We start from the raw sequence: 17,935 nt of genomic DNA on the forward strand, positions 1-17,935 counted from the left end.
CGCGCCGTGTGGCAATAGCGTTGACACGTTTTTTGCGAATTACAAACACTTACATTTGCCGGGGCAGGCACTCTGTTAGCTGGCGTACCGCGCCCGAGCCTGTCGCAGCCTAGACTCGAATCCATCATCACCGCATGGGGCCGCCATGAAAGCCGCCTTGAAAACCTATCAAGCCAAGCGCAATTTCGCCGTTACGCCCGAGCCTGCCGGAGGCGACGAGGATGCGAACGACGTGCTCACCTTCGTCATCCAGAAGCACTGGGCCAGCCGTTTGCACTATGACTTCCGGCTGGAACTCGATGGCACGATGAAAAGCTGGGCCGTGCCGAAAGGACCCAGCTACGACCCGCGCGACAAGCGCATGGCCGTGCAGGTGGAAGACCATCCGATTGCGTACGCGAGTTTTGAAGGCACGATCCCCGAAAAACAGTATGGCGCTGGCAAGGTCATCATTTGGGATAAAGGAACGTGGCAGCCCCAGCCCGCCACGCCCGATGCGCGCAAGGCGCTGGCGGCCGGCGAGCTGAAATTCACCCTGCATGGTCACAAGATGCATGGCAAGTGGGTGCTCGTGCGCATGAAAGGAAAGGGAGACAAACGCAGCGAAAAGCAGCCTGCCTGGCTGCTGATCAAGGAAAAAGACGACTACGCACGGCCGGCAGCGGAGTTTTCTGTCGTGGAGGAGTTCCCCGACAGCGTCAAGAACAAGGCCCTGCCCAAGCGCAAGAAGAGGGCGGACAGCTCCGCAGCGCCCGATGCCGATCTGCCCGCTACCTTGTCGCCGCAGCTGGCCACCCTGGTCGATACGCCTCCGCCAGATGCGCAAGACTGGATTTTCGAGGTGAAATTCGACGGTTACCGCATCCTCGCGCGTTGCGATGGGGAGCAGGTCAGCTTGATGACGCGCAATGGCAACGACTGGACGGCAAAACTGCCGAAGCTGCGGCGATCGCTGGAAAAACTGGGCTTGCCGCCAGGCTGGTATGACGGTGAAATCGTCGTCAACGACGCCAGCGGCCACCCGGATTTTGGCGCCTTGCAGCGCGCGTTCGATGCGGAAACGACCAGCGACATCGTGTATTACCTGTTCGACGTGCCGTATTTCGATGGCCACGATCTGCGGGGACAGCCCGTCGAGGCGCGCAGGGCGTTGCTGCAACAACTGCTGCAGAGCTTGCCCGCATCGCCGCTGGTGCGCTTCAGCGACGCGCTCGATGCTGCGCCGCAGCAACTGCTGGCCCACGCCTGCCGCCTGGGGCTGGAAGGGGTGATCGGCAAGCGGCGCGGCTCGCCCTATGTCACGCGGCGTTCCGGCGACTGGCTCAAGCTCAAATGCGGGCTGCGCCAGGAATTCGTCATCGGCGGCTATACGGCGCCGCAGGGCGCGCGCGAAGGGATCGGTTCGCTGTTGCTGGGCGTGCATGATGCGCAAGGCAAGCTGCGCTATGCGGGCAATGTGGGCAGCGGCTTTGACGATGCCAGCCTGCGCGACTTGCGGCGCCGGCTCGATGCGCTGGCTATCGAGACGAGTCCGTTTGAAGGCAAGGCTGGCGGCGTGCGCCAGCCCATCTGGGTCCAGCCGCAATTGGTGGCCGAGGTCGGTTTTGCGCAATGGACGAGTGGCGGCGCCGTGCGCCATGCCGTGTTTCACGGCTTGCGCGAGGATAAAAAGCCGGCCGCCATCGTGCGCGAGCGGGCGCGGCGACTCGACAGGGAGAAAACAATGGAGAGTAAATCCACACCGGACTGCGTCTTGCCGTCCAGTTTCAAGGTCAGCCATGCGGACCGCGTGATCGACAGGGACAGCGGCGCCAGGAAGATCGACTTGGTGTGCTATTACGCACTGGTGGGCAAGCTGATGCTCATGCATTTGCGGGGCAGGCCCGTGTCGCTGGTGCGCGCGCCATCGGGCGTCGGTGGCGAGCTGTTCTTTCAGAAGCATGTGGAGACGTCGAAGATGCCCGGTGTCAAACAGCTCGATGCAAGGCTGGACCCGGAACACCCGCCCATGCTGGAAGTGGCCAGCCTGCAGGGGCTATTGTCGGCGGCGCAGTGGAATGTGGTGGAATTTCACACGCAAAACGCGCTGGCCAGTGCCTACGACACGCCGAATCGCCTGGTGTTCGACCTGGACCCGGGCAAGGGCGTGGCCTGGCCCGCCATCCGCGAGGCGGCCGTGCTGCTGCGCGCCTTTTTGACGGAGCTGGGCTTGCCCGCCTGGCTGAAAACCAGCGGCGGCAAGGGCTTGCACGTGGTCGTGCCGATCCGGCCCAAGCATGACTGGGACACGGTAAAGGCGTTCTCGCAAGCCATCGTGGCGCACATGGCGCAGCACATCCCGGCGCGGTTTGTCCTCAAGAGCGGCCCCGCCAACCGCGTCGGCAAAATCTTCATCGATTATTTGCGCAATGGCAGGGGCGCCACCACCGTGTGCGCGTGGTCGGCCCGCACGCGTTCCGGGCTGGGCATTTCCGTGCCGCTGGCCTGGGAGGAGCTCGACGAGCTGACAGCGGGCGACCAGTGGAATGTGGGCAATGTGCACAGCCGCCTCGACGTGGGCAACACGCCGTGGGACGGCTATGCGCGCAGCGCGAAAGGTCTCGATGCTGCCATGAAAAAGCTGGCGTTTACTCCCCCGGCTTGAGCGGCAGGGCGCTGCGGGCCAGTTGCAGCGCTTCCTCGATGGCCGCGTTGAGCAGGGTGATCTCGACAGGCTTGGTCAGGTAGCGGAAAAAGCCCGCGGCCAGGCCATGCCGGATATCGCCCTTCATGGCGTTGGCCGTCAGGGCGATGACGGGGATGTGCGCCGTGCGCGTATCGTTGCGCAGGATGCGCTGCGCCTGGTTGCCATTCATGCCGGGCAGGTTGATATCCATCAGGATGACATCGGGGCGGCGCTCCAGCGCCAGCGCGATGCCCTGGCGCGCGTCGGTGGCCGAGATCATGCGCAGGTGGGGCAGGAAACTGACGATGTCTTCCACCAGGCGCAAACTGGCCGGATTGTCTTCCACGTACAGCAGCAGCGCCTGTCCGCCGTCATCGTCCCCGGTGTCGCAGGCGGGTTCGGGCAGGTATTCCGTGTCCGCTAGCCGGCTGGCGGGCGGCGCCGCCGTGGTGCCCAGTTCGATCCAGAACACGCTGCCCACGCCGACGCAGCTGTGCACGCCCATGCTGCCGCCCATCAGTTCGACCAGGCGCTTGGTGACGACCAGGCCGATGCCCGTGCCTTCCTCGCTGCCCGCCTCCTGTCCCAGGCGGTTAAACGGCTGGAACAGTTCGGCCATCTGCGCCTCGTCCAGGCCCTTGCCCGTGTCGCGGATGGCGATGCGCACGCGCTGCGCATCGGGCTGAGAAATTTCCAGTTCCACCTTGCCGTCCGGGCGGTTGTATTTGATGGCGTTCGACAGCAGGTTCAGCAGCACTTGCTTGAGGCGCGTATGGTCGGCCCTGAGCGTCAGCGGCGCGCAAGCGGGAACAACCAGGTGGATCTGGCGCTGCTGCGCCTGCTCTTCCACCATCACGCGCACTTCCTCGATCAGCGCGGGCAGCGTCACCGCTTCCATCGACAGGCTCAGGCTGCCCGATTCGATCTTTGCCAGGTCGAGGATTTCATTGATCAGGGTAAGCAGGTGGCGTCCCGAGGTGACGATGTTTTGCACGAAGGCGCGCTTTTGCGGCACGGTGGCGGGCAAGGCTTCGTTGGCCAGCAGCTGGGCAAAGCCGAGGATGGCGTTCAGCGGCGTGCGCAGCTCGTGCGACATGCTGGTGAGAAAGCGGTCCTTCGCCTGGCTGGCCCGCTCGAGTTCGATTTTCTGTTCGTTGAGCGTGCGTTCGATGCGCTTGCGCTCGGTGATGTCGCGGATGGCCGACGAGACCAGCACGCCTTCGTCCGTTTCCAGCGGCGACAGGCTGATTTCGACTGGAAACTCGGTGCCATCGCGGCGCAAGCCGTACAGTTCCAGCCCCGCGCCCATGGAGCGGGCGCGCGGCGCCGTGGAAAAGCTCTGGCGGTGGCGCGGATGATCGTGTGCGTAGCGGGCCGGGATCAGCACTTCCACGTTGCGCCCGAGCAGCTCTGCGCGCGAATAGCCGAACAGGCGTTCCGTCTGTGAATTGACGAGCACGATCTCGCCATCGCCGTTGACGATGACGATGGCGTCCGGCGCCGATTCGAGCAAGCCGCGAAATTTCTGCTCGGCCCGGCGGCGGTCGCTGACGTCGCGGATGGCGCTGATGACGAAGGTACCGATCTCCGTCTGGATCGGCGACAGGCTGATTTCCACAGGGAACTCGATGTTGTCCTTGCGCAAGCCCAGCAATTCCAGGTCGGCGCCCATGGTGCGCGTACGCGGCTGGTCGAAATAGCGCGAACGGTGCGTCACGTGCGAATGGCGCAGGCGTTGCGGCAGCAGGCTATCGATTTGCCTGCCGTTCAATTCGCCTTCCGCGTAGCCGAACAGGCGCTGCGCCTGCTGGTTGGCCAGCACGATGGCGCCCGTGGCATTGACCATGATGACGCTGTCCGGCGTCGACTCGAACAGCACGCGGTAGCGCACGTCGACGAACTGGGCGTCGCGCGCCGCCTTCAGCAAGGTCGTGTCCTTCATGGTGGAAATCAGGTAGCGGGTGGCGTCCGCACCGGCCTGTGCCGTCTGGCACGCGACGTCGACGTAGATGAGCTCACCATCCTTGCGCCGCCGCAGCGATTCGCGGTCGTAGCTGCCGTGCAGTGCCAGCTGCTCGTCGATCAGCGGGGATGCTTCGGCCTGTCCCGGCAAGGAAATCAGCTCCCACAGCGTGTGGCCCAGCGCTTCGTCGCTGGCATAGCCGAAAATGCGCTGCGCCCCGGCCGTCCAGCGCACGACGACATGCTCTTCGTTCGTGATGACAACGCCGCCAGGGGCGCCGTTGAGGATAAGCTGATCTAACTCGGCATCCATTTTTTCCCGCACGCATGACAAGGCTTGCCGGGTGGCAGGCCAGTGCATAACGTAGCGAGAAGCCTGATCAAAGTCAATGCATTTATATTATTGAAGATTCTCCTGGCTGCGAGGCGTGTTTCAGGCCGCCTTGCGCCTGGAATGCGGCGGTTTGCGGGTAGTGGACGAGGCCGCGCGCTTGCGGGCCGGCGCGGCCGGCGCTTTCTTGCCCAGGCTTTGCTGCAGCAGTGCCACCAGGTCGATCACGTTGCTGCCGTGTTCTTCTTCCGGCTCGGGCGCGGGCGGCGTGATGGTCTTGGTCTGTTTGGCCTTGATTTTCTTCTTCACCAGCGCCAGCACGTCTTCGCGGTAGCTGTCGTGGTATTGCCCGGGTTCCCAAGCTTCGCTCATGCCTTCGACCAGCGACAGGGCCATCTTGAGTTCCTTGTCGGAAATACCCGCCGCTTTCAGGGTGCTGCCGGGCAAATCAAGGTCGTCCGTGGGGCGGATTTCATCGGCGTAGCGCAGGGTGTTGAGCACGATGGCGTCGCCCACGCACACGAGTGCGCACAAATGCTGCTTGGTGCGCATGACCACGCTGGCGATGCCCACTTTATTGGCCTTGCGCAAGGTTTCGCGCAGCAGGGCATAGACTTTCTCGCCGCCCTTGGCAGGCAGCAAATAATACGGGTGCTCGTAAAAGGTCAGCGGCACCTCAAGCGCATCGACAAAGGTCAATATGTCGATGGTTTGCATGGCCTTCACATTGGCTTGCCGTAAATCCTCCTCGGACAGCACCACGTACTCATCCGTCTTGTATTCATAGCCCTTGATGATGTCGTCCCATTCGACTTCCTTGCCCGTCTTCTTGTTGTAGCGCTTGTAGCCGATGGGCGCGAAGTCGCGCCGGTCCAGCATGGACAAGTCCAGTTCATGGTCGAGACTGGCTGAAATCAGCTCGACGGGGATGTGCACGAGGCCGAAGCTGATGGCGCCTTTCCACAGTGCGCGCGCCATCGCTTATTCCCCCACGCTGCCGGTGATGGGCAGGACGATGCCGCTGATGTAGCTGGAACAGGCGGGCGAAGCCAGGAAGACGTAGGCGGGCGACAGTTCTTCCGGCTGGGCAGGGCGGCGCATGTCCGTGTCCTGGCCGAACTTCTGGATGTCCTCGGGCGATTTGTCGGCCGGATTGAGCGGCGTCCAGACGGGCCCGGGCGCGATGGCGTTGACGCGGATGCCCTTGTCGAGCAAATTGCCGGCCAGCGCCATGGTAAATGCATGGATGGCGCCCTTGGTGGTGGAATAGTCGAGCAGGTGCTTCGAGCCTTGCAAGCCTGTCACGGAACCCGTGTTGATGATGGAGGCGCCGCGCTGCAAGTGGGGCAGCACGGCCTTGGCCATGTGAAAGTAACCGTAGACATTGGTTTTCATGGTGAGGTCGAAGCGTTCCTCGCTCAGGTCGAGCAGCGATTCCGCATGTTCCTGGAAGGCGGCGTTGTTCACCAGCACGTCGATGCGTGTGAACTTGGCCATCACCTGGCTGACGGCTTGCTGGCAAAACCCCTGGTCGCGCACGTCGCCGGGAATCAAGAGGCAGCTCTGGCCCTCCGCTTCCACGTAGCGTTTCGTTTCGTGGGCGTCTTCATGCTCGTTCAGGTAAATGATGGCGACATCGGCCCCTTCGCGCGCGTACAGCACGGCCACGGCGCGGCCGATGCCCGAATCGCCGCCCGTGATGACGGCCACCATGCCGGCCAGCTTGCCGCTGCCGCAGTAGTCGGGCGCCAGGAAGCGGGGTTTGAGCTGCATCTGTCCTTCGATGCCCGGCTTGTCCAGATGCTGGGCGGGCAGGGGCGGGACAGGCTGGCTGCCGTGGCCCGTCTGCACGGGCTGCTTGCTTTCCTTGCTGGATTTGGCGGCATCGCGCTGCTTATCGTCCTGATCCTGTTCCTGTTGAATGCTGCGCTGCAAATTGCCGGCGGACTGGTCCTTGTTCTCGTTCATGCTGGCCTCCTTGTAAACGAAGGTCCAGTATCGGCGCGGCATGCGCATCAAACGGTGCGCTTGCTAACAGAGTGGCGCAAACGGGCGCAAAGTTATATGATGGTTGACATAAATGTAGGAGGGCAGCATGAAAGTAAGCAGGGAGCAGGCGGCGCTGAACCGCGAGCGCATCGTGGAGGTGGCGGCCAGATTGTTCCGCGAAAAGGGCTATGACGGCATCGGCGTGGCGGACCTGATGAAGAACGCGGGCCTCACGCATGGCGGCTTCTATGGCCACTTCGCGTCCAAGGAAGACTTGATGATCGAGGCGTGCCAGCATGCCCTGGAGAAATCGCTGGAAGGCTGGCGGGCGAAAGTCGCCAGCGATCCGCAACGGGCGCTGCCGGCGATTATCGACAACTACCTGACCACCCGGCACCGCGACCAGCCCGGCGGCGGTTGCCCGGCGGCGGCCATGGGCGTCGATGCGGCGCGCATGTCGCCCGGCGCGCGTCCCGTCTTTACCAAGGCGACGCAGCAGCAGTTCGCGCTGCTGCAGGATGTGATGCCCGAAGGCGCGCCGGAAGAACGGCGCCAGCAGGCGATCGCAACATTTGCCGCCATGGTGGGCGCCATGGTGCTGGCGCGCTGCGTCGATGACGAGGTGTTATCGGCGGAAATCCTCGACGCCGTGAGGGCGCAATTGCTGCAAGCGTAAGCACGTCCCCCTGTCAGCCGGCCTCGTCGCATGATAGGCTTCGGTTTTCAGATTTTGGGATCTCATCATGCTGCTTTGGCTCAGGCAATACCGGCGTCCTCTGTTGGCCGGGGACATCACTGCCGGTATCGTTGTCGCCATGATGATGGTGCCGCAAGGCATGGCCTACGCCTTGGTGGCCGGCTTGCCGCCCGTGGTGGGCATCTACGCCAGCATCCTGCCGCCCGTGCTATACGCCTTGTTCGGCAGCAGCATGACGCAATCGGTGGGGCCCATGGCCATCGTTTCCCTGATGACGGCCGCCGCCCTGGCACCGCTGGCCGATCCCGGTTCCTCCCTGTACATCGTCCTGGCTGCCCAGCTGGCCTTTATCAGCGGCCTCGTACTGCTGCTGTGCGGCGTGCTGCGCCTGGGTTTCATGGCCAGCTTTTTATCGCGCCCCGTGATCAGCGGTTTCAGCAATGGCGCCGCGATCCTGATCATCTGGGGGCAAATCACGCCGCTCCTGGGCGCCACCTGGCCCCACTGGCATACGCCCAGCCTCGTGCTCGGACTGTCCGGCCTGCTGTTCCTGTGGCTGGCCAAGCGCTATCTGTCGCGCCTGCTGCAACGCTGCGGCTTGAACAAGGTGGCGGCCGACGTGGGCGCGCGCCTGGCGCCGATGGCGCTGGTGCTGGCCGGCATCGCGCTCGTCTCTTATGGCGGCCTGGAAGCGATGGGTGTGCAGACGACCGGCCATGTGCCCAGCGGCTTGCCCGGCCTGAACCTGGCCACATCGAGCGCCCATTGGCGCACCTTGCTGTCGCCGGCGCTCTTGATCGCCTTCATCATCTTTTTGATGAGCATGTCCGCCGCTCAGACCCTGGCGCAAAAACGCGGTGAAAAATTGCATACCAACCGCGAACTGCTGGGCCTGGGCGCGGCCAACGTGGCCAGCGCGCTGTCGGGCGGCTTCCCCGTCACGGGTTCCATTTCGCGCTCGGCCGTCAATTTCCAGGCGGGCGCCAACACGCCGCTGGCCAGCATCATCACGGCGGGACTGCTCGCGCTGGCGCTGGTGGCGCCCACGGGCTGGCTGGCGCTGCTGCCGTTGCCGGTGCTGGCGGCCACCATCATCTTTGCCGTGTCCAGCCTGCTGGACTGGGATACCTTGAAACTGTCGTGGCGCTACGACCGCAGCGATGCGCTGGCCCTGCTGGCGACGACGGCCGGCGTGCTGGTGCTGGGCGTGGAAGCGGGTGTCGTGATCGGCGTGCTGCTGTCGATGGGCACCCTGATCTGGCGCGCCAGCCGCCCACACATCGCCGTGCTGGGGCGTATCCCGAACAGCGAGCACTTCCGCAACGTGGAGCGCTATGAAGCGCAAACCTTGCCGGACGTCTTGCTGCTGCGCATAGATGCGGGCCTGTTCTTCGGCAATGTCGAGGCGGTAACCGAGCGTGTGGAAGACGAATTGCGCGGCCACCCGACGGCGCGGCACCTGGTGCTGGTGTTGTCGGCCGTCAACCAGATCGACAGCACGGCCTTGCTGGGCTTGATCGAGCTCAACAGCACGCTGGCCAAGCGCGGCATCAGCCTGAACCTGGCCGAAGTGAAGGGCCCCGTGATGGACCGCTTGCGCCAGAGCAGCCTGCTGCACGACTTGAGCGGCAAGCTGTACCTGAGCACGGCCCTGGCGACGGCCGACTTAAGTGGAGAAAATGCATGACGATGGAACTGAATCTGCATGGCGAGCCGCGCGTGGCCGATGGCATCAGCGCGCTGGAGCAGGCGCTGCAGGAAGCGCGCGCCCTGGCCCAGTGCGAGCTGTGGCTGACCATGGCCGAAGATGCCGAGCAGGGACCGGCCCTGTGCATGCTGCGCAATGGCGGCAATGCCTGGCTGATGTATCTGTCGGGACAGGACGACCTGAGTTTTCACTCCTTGGGCGACGAGGAGGAAACGGGCGAATGCAGCTACCTGCTGGCCAACGGCCAGGTGGATGTGTATCCGGAAGCGTGGTGCGTGGAGGTGGAACAATGCCAGCGTGCCTTCGTCGCGTTTTTCAGGACAGGCGGCGCGCGGCCGGACTCCATCGCGTGGGAGGCGGATTGATGCCGCAAACCATCATTGCCGACATCGACAGGGATTTGCTGGCCGCGCTGGCCGCCAGGGCAGGTTTATTGACGCTGCGCACCATCCTGCTGCGCTACCACGCCAGCGGCGTGACGGCGGCGCAAGTGGCCAGTTTGCTGCAGGAACTGCGTCTCGCCACACAAGAGGGGCCGCTGGAAGACGCGATACTGGACGCCCTCGACATGGTGACGGGCTGGTGCGGGCCGGAGTTACGGGTCTGGGACGGGGTAGGGGGAAACCGTGCATCCTGAAAAAATCAAACAGGTGATGCAGTTGCCGGCGCAGCAGCGCTACGACTATTGCGTGCGCAAGGTCACCGATACACAAGAAGTGTGGGGCTTGTACGATACTGGCTGGGCCACGGCGCAACCCCATGGCCACGTCGCCATCCCGTTCTGGCCGGAAGCCGCATACGCGCAAGCGTGCGCCAGCGGCGACTGGGCGGATTTCCAGCCACGCGTGATCGCGCTCGGCGATTTCCTGAACAAATGGCTACCCGGCATGGAGAGCAACGGCCAGCTGGCTTCCGTGTTCCCCGTGCCGCAAGGCAGCGCCGGCATCGCGGCGCCTGCCGACCTGCTTGCCGACCTGCGAGATGAAACCAGACAATATGAATAATCAAGAAGAACGCCTGGACGCCTGGTACGACGGCTCGTCCATCTGCCTGATCGCCGTCGGCGCGCAGGGCGACCCGCTGGACCTGGGCGACGACGAAGTGCGCGCCCTGATCGAGAAATTGCAGCAATGTCTGGCCGAGTCCGAAGCGGCTGCGGCAGACGACTGAAGGCTCAGGCCGCCGCCAGCTGCTTTTCCATCGCCACGCTGGCCAGGCTGATGCCGCTGGGATGCGCATACGCTTCCTCGCGCAAGGAGATAAATCCGGCGGCCTGGTAAAACGGCACGGCGTTCAGCGACGCGGACAGGTGCAGACGCGCAATGCCGCGCCCGCGCGCCAATTGCTCCAGCGCCGCCAGCAGCCGCTTGCCGATACCGAGTCCTGCGCGCGCAGGATCGACAAACACGGCATCGACTTCGTGTTTCACGGCGTCCAGCATGGCGTAACCGGCAATGGTCTCGCCCTGCATCGCCACGATGCCGTCACCTGCGGCCAGCATGGCGGGATAAAAGTCCGGCACGGGCGAGGCCGTCCACACAGCAATTTGCTCCGGCGCATAATGCGTCGCGCAACTGACGCGCACGGCCACCGTGCGCAGAGTCCACAGGGCGTCGATGTCAAGGGGCAGAGCGGGGCGCAGGGTGATGGGCATGGAAGCTTTCCGGGCAAAAGGATCATGCTAGCGCAATGGCTTGCATGGCGCCAGCATGAGCTTATTCAGCTGTCACTGCGCTGGCTTGTCTGGATCGAAGTAATACGAACCCGGCGGCGCACCCGGCACCTTCACCCGGAACTTCAGGCCGGACAACAGCTTGTCCCACAAGGCAATCGCCTCTTCGTCGGTCAGCGACGATGCTTCGGCGGCGCCGACCATGTTGTGGGCGACTTTGGTGTACATGGATGCTTCCAATACCGCTGGATAGGCGATATCGCGCGGCGTACCCACCAGTGTCCATTCAAAGTCATGCACGCCATCGGTACGCCGTATCAATGATTCCTCGCCATGCCAGTGCTGCACGTCACGCTTGCCCTCGCGTAGAAGAGTACGAGGAGGGTAGTTCTTGCCTTGCTGGTCTTTTGCTTCCTGGATACGAGCAAGTAATGATAATTTCCCACGTACTTTTGCATCATATTCAGCAGGAGGATAGTCGCCGTAAGCGTCCTTATTTGAAGTAATGGAAAATGTCACATCCGGGAAACTAGGAAAATATAAGCCGGCATCTGCCATCTCTTGATCATTATAATTTTTGTCGCTCATGAAGCCACCTCCTAAGCAATGGCCGGGTTCTGCAGGGATTTCATTTTTTCCGCGCAGACGTAAACTATTTGCCCGTGCTAACTGTATAGCAGTCGCACTTGTAATCGTTCCACCTTTTGGAATTGATCCGCTAAGGATAAATGTAATATCTCCTTTGTTGACGTACGTTCTGAAAAAAACATCGCCATCTTCTTTGGAGAATTTATTTTCAAAGTAGTGAAATTGCCAGCTGTTTTCTAAGGGGCCTTTTCCGTTGTATATAATTTCAGAGGATGAATCACTGGTCTTTATTTTTCTTATATCCTCAGATATTTTTTCATCTTTTGCGATGATTCCTCCTTTTATGATATCAATTCTTGAAGGGGATGATGTGTTGCCATATATCAATTCTGCCTCTTGTGGGACTTTAATCGCATAACGTCCGAAACATACAATTTTTGTTTTTGTAAAGAGCACGTCAAGACGTTTGCTAATTTTTAAGTTGTCAGACGTATTGCTTTCCTTGTTTGTATTTTTTTGTGAACATGCTGAAATAAATATCATTATCGCAAGTGTAGTTATTGAAAATTTTCCACTGTTGGTTTTATTATTCATGATTTAATCCAATTTGCTTTTTTTGCAATTTGTACGATGGAATACAGCATGGATGCCAGTACATTCGGGTCGGCGTAACTATTTTGGTGTTCATAGCTGGTCGCTTCCGTCGTGCCGTGTACGAATAATGTACCCGTGATGTGTTGGGCAGAACGATCTGATGGTACGGTTCCATCTCCGCGTGCATTAGCTGGCTGTAGCTTTAACTTCAAGAATTTTCCACCAGCTTGGACAAGGAGTTGGCCCTTGCTATCATCTTCAAGTAATTTCCATTTTTCTGGTAGCGGCTCGAATTTATTCCAAGGATCATTAGAGCCACTGTGAAGGCCCTCAATTAATTTAAATACGACATCTCCATAACTTAAAAAATTTCTCGAGGCACAATAGCTTGCATAAGTGTTTGGATGAAACGTTTTTTCTATGGATGATAGAAATTCTGTAGCTAATTTTAATCGACGCATTACCATTTCAAGGCCGCCACCTTTATCGTGCGGAATGCGTGCCGGATTTACCCAATTTGGATTGATTAGTCGCCACCATGCACTGGCTGGCTGAAGGTAAATGCTTTCCAATGCAGTAGTTTTATCGCGAGGCCAGCTCCATAAAATTTTATCCTGTGCATCTACGATTTTCAGCCAATTCTGGCCATATGCCGGACCAGGCATCATTTCCAGTGGCGCCGGTGCGTTTGCCAGAATGGCGGTGGCATGCACGCCATTGATGCCTAGAATGCTGGCCTCTATTTCAGCAATGGAACCTTCCCTTTCCTGAAATCCAAAACGCATGCGTTTATACGCCCCAGCTGCTCCAATGGTTGGCATCACGTTATGATAAATTCCGAGGATTTTTACATCCTTATCGTCAAGCATATTTCCATAACAGGGGTGTATCAACGCCCTGGCCAGCAAGCCACCCATGCTGTGCGTGACGAGAATGACTTCACTACATTTGAATCCGCGTTTTTTGTAGCCTTTGACAAGATCTCGTAGTCTCTCTGCAATGATGATGGCAGATACGCCATTACTATTAATAAAGTTATAACCCATTGCGTGCACTGGATACCAACAAGGTGAAATTTTCTTTAAGTCATTGACATTAATGGCCTTGCCAGATGACGCGCCAAAAGTTGTTGGGTCTTGCATTAGCATGGCACCAAGGCCACTTGTCCTGCGCCAGAACGGATGTGCTTCTCCGTTGGAAATCATATTGTTTAGATGCTGTTCTGTGGTGCGCAGCATGGTTCCGTATGCACCGTCGAAAAGCACCTCACTCCACCCGCGCCAGCGTGCTATTTGCGCGGGACTTTGGCGAGCGCGTGCTTGAGCTTGCAAAGGTCCCGTTGTTGGAGGTATTCCATAGGATCCAATTAAGGGTGGGATGGGGGTAATGCTGTCGGGAACATTTTGATGTCGTGCATCTGCAGCCTTGGTTTCCGCGCCATCTGGATCAAAACGACTATTGCTTTCGGTGTAATGGTAGTACTCGACTTCGGTTTCCGTGGGATCAAACACCAATTGACGCTGCCGTGGCGAGGCACTTTTGAACCAGCCACCCAAGCCATTGCCTGTGAGTACTGCCGTCTTGCCTCCCGCACCCATCATATCGTCTGGTCGCCAGGCCCGATTGTCTGAACGACGCAATTCTTCCTGGCGAACCTTGCTCATCCTTAGATTGCTGCCCATCACGCCTGGTAAAAAAATGACAGGAATTACTTTGTCTGGTGGTAGGGTGACGTCATGTCGCGCGGTATCTTTTGTTTCCGTCATCAAGACGGTGAGTTCCGCCCAGCCTCCCACGCCCTGACTAAACTTCGCAGGATGATTGCCGCGGTTATTCAAGTCATCACATTTGCTCATGGCAGTTCTCCCTTATAGCGAATGATGTAACTATCCATGCCGGTGGATTTTTGAAGTTGTGTGGATCCGTCTTCCGCGCTTTTGCCGGCCATGTTGCCGTCATCGCGCAGGATTTCAAAAGCAACGCCAACGGCTGGCGTATCGTCGGCATTCACCAGCAAGACCTCCTGATCAAAACTGCTGTGTGGCCTCTCATTAAATTCCTGCGACACGCTCTTCGGCGCCAGGGTTTCCAGGTTGCCGTTGAAGAGCACGGGGGAAGAGGTGAAGAACTGCACCTTGTCGCTGATTTCCAGCATGTGGTTGGCACCGTGCAGGCGTACGCCTTTCTTGCCCTTGATGTTGACCCAGTCCGCTTCGCTGATCAGCGACAAGACTTTCTGGGCGAGGATTTCCACCTCGTCGCTGTGCGCCTCGATGGTCACCTTGCCGCTGGCGGCGATCAGTTTCATGCCGGCCTTGTGCACGAACAGGCTGAAGGTTTTGGCGATGCTGGCAAACATGCTGTCGCCGCTGACAAGTGAAATATGCTTGCTGCTGGTGAGCGCCACATGTTCGCTGGCGGCCACGTGCACGGACTGGGCCGTGCTCAGCTCAATGCCAGCTGGACTGGCCAGCAGCAAATGCGGTTCGGACAGCTCCGGGAAATCGCCGCCGGCGCCTTTGATCGCGGCGTTTTGTCGCTGGATGGACTCGGCAACGGCGCCCTGTTGTGCTGCGCTGTCTTGCGCACCGGCGTCAACGGCCATGCCGGCCAAGCCTTGCTGCAGTTGGCGTGCTTGTGCAAGGCGGGCCTGTGTTTCGTCGAGTTGCTTCACGGAGCCGCCTGCCGGCGTTTCGGTGGTGATCAGCATGCCCTTGGCTGCGCGCAGGGCACCCCAGGCGTTGCTGGCCAATTCAAAACCGACGCCGCGCGCTTCCTTGCGGCCGGCATTGTCATCGATGCGGGTGATGCTGCCCAATGAAAGACGGCTGTCCTGGTGCTCGCTGCGCAGCTGCGCCTGGATCGCGCCCTTGGTATCGTCGAGCACGAGATGGTTGGCGCTGCGGGCGCCCAGTTCGCGGCTGCGCAAGCCGGACAGGGCGCGTTGCTGCGGCAGCTGCCACGGCGGCGGATTGGCGCTGTTGTAGACCACGCCGATGACGATGGGATGATCGATATTGCCGTCCTGGAATTGCACGACGACTTCCTGGCCCACGCGCGGCAAGGCGATTTGTCCCATCTGCGGGCCCGCCATCGGCATCATGACCCGTATCCATGGCGAGCTGCGCTCATCGAATTCACCCAGGCGGTCCCAGTGAAATTGCAGGCGGACGCGTCCCAGGGCATCGGTATGGATTTCCTCCCCGGCCGGTCCGACGACCAGCGCCGTCTGTACACCGGCAACGATGCATGGCGTGCTGTTGTAGCCGCGGCCCGGGCGCCAACGGATGTCCCGGCGCACGCACAGCATATTGTTGACATAGTGGGACTGTGCATTCAGGCCGACCTGATAATTATTGCTGGCGCGATGCTCGACTGACAGGATCAGGTATTCGCGTTCGGCGATACTGTCCGGGCGCTCCTCGCCAGGCTGATAGCGTTTTTCCTCGGCGCTGAAATGGCCATCGAGCCGGAAGCAAAAGCCGGGCTGTGCGCCACGGTGATTACCGGCCGCCTCGAAATACTGGCGCAGGTGGTCGCTTTCCTCCATGCGGCGTTGGGCCAGAGCTTCCCCGGCGTCGACATCCTTATAGCCATAGGCGCCCGTGTTTTCATATAGTTCGTGGGCAAATACATCACCCTGGCGATTCAGGGAGTAGCCGCTGGCAAGGCGTGGCTGCGGATTTTTATAGTCGAAACTGGCCAAGGTCAGTTGCCCGGAGCCGATCCGGCGCACGGCTTGCCACTGTTGCAGGCCATCGTCTTCCATGGAGCCCGATTCGGAGTGAAAACGCATGGCGCCGTCGCCGGCCGCCGTGGCGATCAGGTCAGCCAGGGTGGTATTGTCCGCGAGCCACAGCGTATGTCCATCGGCGCGGTGCTCGTACCAGTAATGCCAGCCCAGCGCCTCCCAGCGCCGGTGCAGGTGGTTGTAGTCGGTTTCATTGTGCTGGTTGGCGCAGGTGATCTGCGGATCGTCGCCATGGATGCCGGTTTTCCAGTCGCGCTGTTCGTAGTGGGCAAAGGTCGATTCGGTCAACTGCATCACGCTTTGGCCATGGAATGAAACATTGTCCTGGCGCAGCCGGGCGAAGGCCAGCCATGGTTGCAGCACCATCCGGTACCATGCAAAGCCGCCATCGGCGCGCAGCAGGCAAAACTCGCCCACATAGCCGTTAAAGTAGCGCAGCGTACCATCGTCGCGCACCATGGAAATGGTCACCATGCGGCCCATCATGGCCTTGAGCGCAATATGCGCATCATCGGACAGCAATTCGGCCTCGAAACGGAAGTCGCGCGACACTTCTTCCCTGGCGGTCAGCGAATTGACCAGCAGGATGGCACCGGCTGGCCCATCTTCATGGGGGAAATCGATCTTCAGCAGGCGCCGTTCTTGCGCGGCGAGGTCAAAGGCCGACAGTGCCGCCTGGATGCTTGCATGCATGGCCCGCCTCCTTTACAGGGATGTGATCAGGTGGGCGCCGCAGGCGGTGACATCGCCGTCATAGGCGTACGGCTTGCCCATGTGTTTTGCGCCGGCGCCGTCTGGCGTGATGGGGAAATTGCCCTTGCACTTGGGGCAGAAGGTAGTGTCATCGGCCAGTGCCGCCGTCTTCCCCATCACGGTGCTGCCGGATGAGGCGCTGGTGACCTTGCCGCCGTGATCGGTTGCGTCCCCGAGCCGGATGACGCCGCGTCCCGCATGTTTCATGCTTGCCTCGCTTTCCAGTGATGGGCTGCTCAGGTCAGTTGCAGCAGATAACGCACTTCGGCGCCGCGTACCTTGCCTTGTGCTGTCTGCAAGAACGTCGTCCAGCCCAGGCGCCGTCTTGCTGAAGGGTTGGAACTCAGGAGCAGGGGAGTAATACATGGCGGACTCAATATCAGCCGCACTTCATATTGCAAGTCTGGTACGCCAAACAGCATCAGCATTTTTGCCAGGGCCGCGGCGCCCGTGCTGCGCGGCAGGAAGCGTTGCAGGCCAGCAGGATCCAGAGGGTCGATATGCAGGCAGACGCACATGTCCTGGCGCCAAAGCCGCTGGCCAAGCGTTGCGCCGCGCGCCAGGGTAAAGTTGACACTGCCCAGCAGGCTGCGGCGGTTTTTTTCCAGATAGTCCCAGCCACCGACAAATTGCTGCACGGTGACGGGGACGCCGCAGTACTCGGCCAGCACGGGACCAATCGCTTGCGCGGAGACGGGGCGGCAGCGCAGCAGGCCCGCGTACCAGGCCGCGACGTCCTGCGTCACGGCATCCGGTTCGCCGCTCGACGGCAGCGCGGCGCGCCGCACGCCGGCCAGTGCCGTCAGCAAAGGCAGTTGTACATCCCTTGCCTGGGTCTGCAGCGTGGATTCCAGCCGATACTTTTCCCACGCCTGGTAATACAGCGTGAGCATGCGGTGTGAAAAGATATCGAGGAAGGCCGAGACGCCAGCGTCTTTGCTCGACAAACGGTGGCCGGCGATGCGTTCCGAATGGTGCAAGGGCAAGGTGCCTCCGACGCCGAGAAAACGCATGAATGTGGGTGTCAGGGTCAGCTGCTCATTGTCGTCGAGCGAGAGCTGTTCGATTTCACTGGCGGGAAAACTCAAGGACAAGCTGTTCTTGAAGCGCAGCACGTGGCCGAAGGCTTGCGCATGGGACACGTTCTGCTGACGCAGCCAGCACAGCAGAATACGCACCGCCTGCACAAACTGGTAGCGGTATGGCTCGGCCAGCAAGTGTTGGA

General features: G+C 60.5%; 16 protein-coding genes. 7 read left to right on the forward strand and 9 right to left on the reverse strand.

Going from position 1 to position 17,935, the window contains the following annotated elements; genetic code table 11:
• The first annotated feature begins 145 nt into the window (after positions 1-145).
• Positions 146-2,644 (forward strand): DNA ligase D, encoded by a 2,499-nt coding sequence (ligD, locus tag ASN89_RS06360; protein WP_058048663.1) that lies wholly within the window; start codon positions 146-148, stop codon positions 2,642-2,644.
• Here ligD and ASN89_RS06365 read toward each other — a convergent pair.
• The 3 genes from ASN89_RS06365 to ASN89_RS06375 form a co-directional block, all read right to left on the reverse strand.
• Entirely contained in the window at positions 2,628-4,940 is a 2,313-nt protein-coding gene (locus tag ASN89_RS06365; RefSeq protein ID WP_082654424.1) for a PAS domain S-box protein, read from the reverse strand. The genes ligD and ASN89_RS06365 overlap by 17 nt on opposite strands.
• A gap of 120 nt (positions 4,941-5,060) precedes the next feature.
• Positions 5,061-5,936, reverse strand: a complete 876-nt coding sequence (locus ASN89_RS06370) for a Ku protein (protein WP_058048664.1) — start codon at positions 5,934-5,936, stop codon at positions 5,061-5,063.
• Positions 5,937-5,939: 3 nt separating this feature from the next.
• Entirely contained in the window at positions 5,940-6,926 is a 987-nt protein-coding gene (locus ASN89_RS06375) for an SDR family oxidoreductase (protein ID WP_058048733.1), read from the reverse strand.
• Between the two features lie 127 nt (positions 6,927-7,053).
• Here ASN89_RS06375 and ASN89_RS06380 point away from each other — a divergent pair, with 127 nt between their 5' ends.
• From ASN89_RS06380 to ASN89_RS28945, 6 genes are all read left to right on the forward strand, one after another.
• Positions 7,054-7,623, forward strand: a complete 570-nt coding sequence (locus tag ASN89_RS06380) for a TetR/AcrR family transcriptional regulator (RefSeq protein ID WP_058048665.1) — start codon at positions 7,054-7,056, stop codon at positions 7,621-7,623.
• 67 nt (positions 7,624-7,690) lie between these two features.
• Positions 7,691-9,331: a SulP family inorganic anion transporter gene (locus ASN89_RS06385; RefSeq protein ID WP_058048666.1), complete on the forward strand. Its 1,641-nt coding sequence runs from the start codon at positions 7,691-7,693 to the stop codon at positions 9,329-9,331.
• Positions 9,328-9,717 (forward strand): Imm1 family immunity protein, encoded by a 390-nt coding sequence (locus tag ASN89_RS06390; protein ID WP_058048667.1) that lies wholly within the window; start codon positions 9,328-9,330, stop codon positions 9,715-9,717. Before ASN89_RS06385 ends, ASN89_RS06390 begins: the two co-directional genes overlap by 4 nt.
• Positions 9,717-9,989, forward strand: coding sequence for a hypothetical protein (locus tag ASN89_RS06395; RefSeq protein WP_058048668.1), 273 nt, complete (start codon positions 9,717-9,719; stop codon positions 9,987-9,989). The genes ASN89_RS06390 and ASN89_RS06395 overlap by 1 nt, the downstream gene beginning before the upstream one ends.
• Positions 9,979-10,356, forward strand: a complete 378-nt coding sequence (locus ASN89_RS06400; RefSeq protein WP_152988462.1) for a DUF2750 domain-containing protein — start codon at positions 9,979-9,981, stop codon at positions 10,354-10,356. The genes ASN89_RS06395 and ASN89_RS06400 overlap by 11 nt, the downstream gene beginning before the upstream one ends.
• Positions 10,349-10,522, forward strand: a complete 174-nt coding sequence (locus ASN89_RS28945; protein ID WP_161911740.1) for a hypothetical protein — start codon at positions 10,349-10,351, stop codon at positions 10,520-10,522. Before ASN89_RS06400 ends, ASN89_RS28945 begins: the two co-directional genes overlap by 8 nt.
• Positions 10,523-10,526: 4 nt before the next feature.
• On the opposite strand, the gene ASN89_RS06405 is transcribed toward ASN89_RS28945, so the two are convergent.
• The 6 genes from ASN89_RS06405 to tssG form a co-directional block, all read right to left on the reverse strand.
• Positions 10,527-11,006, reverse strand: coding sequence for a GNAT family N-acetyltransferase (locus ASN89_RS06405; RefSeq protein ID WP_058048670.1), 480 nt, complete (start codon positions 11,004-11,006; stop codon positions 10,527-10,529).
• Between the two features lie 72 nt (positions 11,007-11,078).
• Complete coding sequence (locus ASN89_RS28950) at positions 11,079-12,206, reverse strand: T6SS immunity protein Tli4 family protein (protein ID WP_235501890.1); 1,128 nt, start codon at positions 12,204-12,206, stop codon at positions 11,079-11,081.
• Positions 12,203-14,062, reverse strand: a complete 1,860-nt coding sequence (locus ASN89_RS28030; protein WP_082654425.1) for an esterase/lipase family protein — start codon at positions 14,060-14,062, stop codon at positions 12,203-12,205. Before ASN89_RS28030 ends, ASN89_RS28950 begins: the two co-directional genes overlap by 4 nt.
• A complete protein-coding gene (locus tag ASN89_RS06415; RefSeq protein ID WP_058048671.1) occupies positions 14,059-16,650 on the reverse strand; it encodes a type VI secretion system Vgr family protein in 2,592 nt (863 codons plus the stop codon). Before ASN89_RS06415 ends, ASN89_RS28030 begins: the two co-directional genes overlap by 4 nt.
• Positions 16,651-16,662: 12 nt before the next feature.
• Positions 16,663-16,917: a PAAR domain-containing protein gene (locus tag ASN89_RS06420; protein ID WP_046684079.1), complete on the reverse strand. Its 255-nt coding sequence runs from the start codon at positions 16,915-16,917 to the stop codon at positions 16,663-16,665.
• Positions 16,918-16,946: 29 nt separating this feature from the next.
• Complete coding sequence (tssG, locus tag ASN89_RS06425) at positions 16,947-17,927, reverse strand: type VI secretion system baseplate subunit TssG (RefSeq protein WP_058048672.1); 981 nt, start codon at positions 17,925-17,927, stop codon at positions 16,947-16,949.
• Positions 17,928-17,935: the final 8 nt, after the last annotated feature.

Source organism: Janthinobacterium sp. Ant5-2-1, assembly GCF_001445815.1.
Taxonomy (GTDB): Bacteria; Pseudomonadota; Gammaproteobacteria; order Burkholderiales; family Burkholderiaceae_D; genus Janthinobacterium; species Janthinobacterium lividum_E.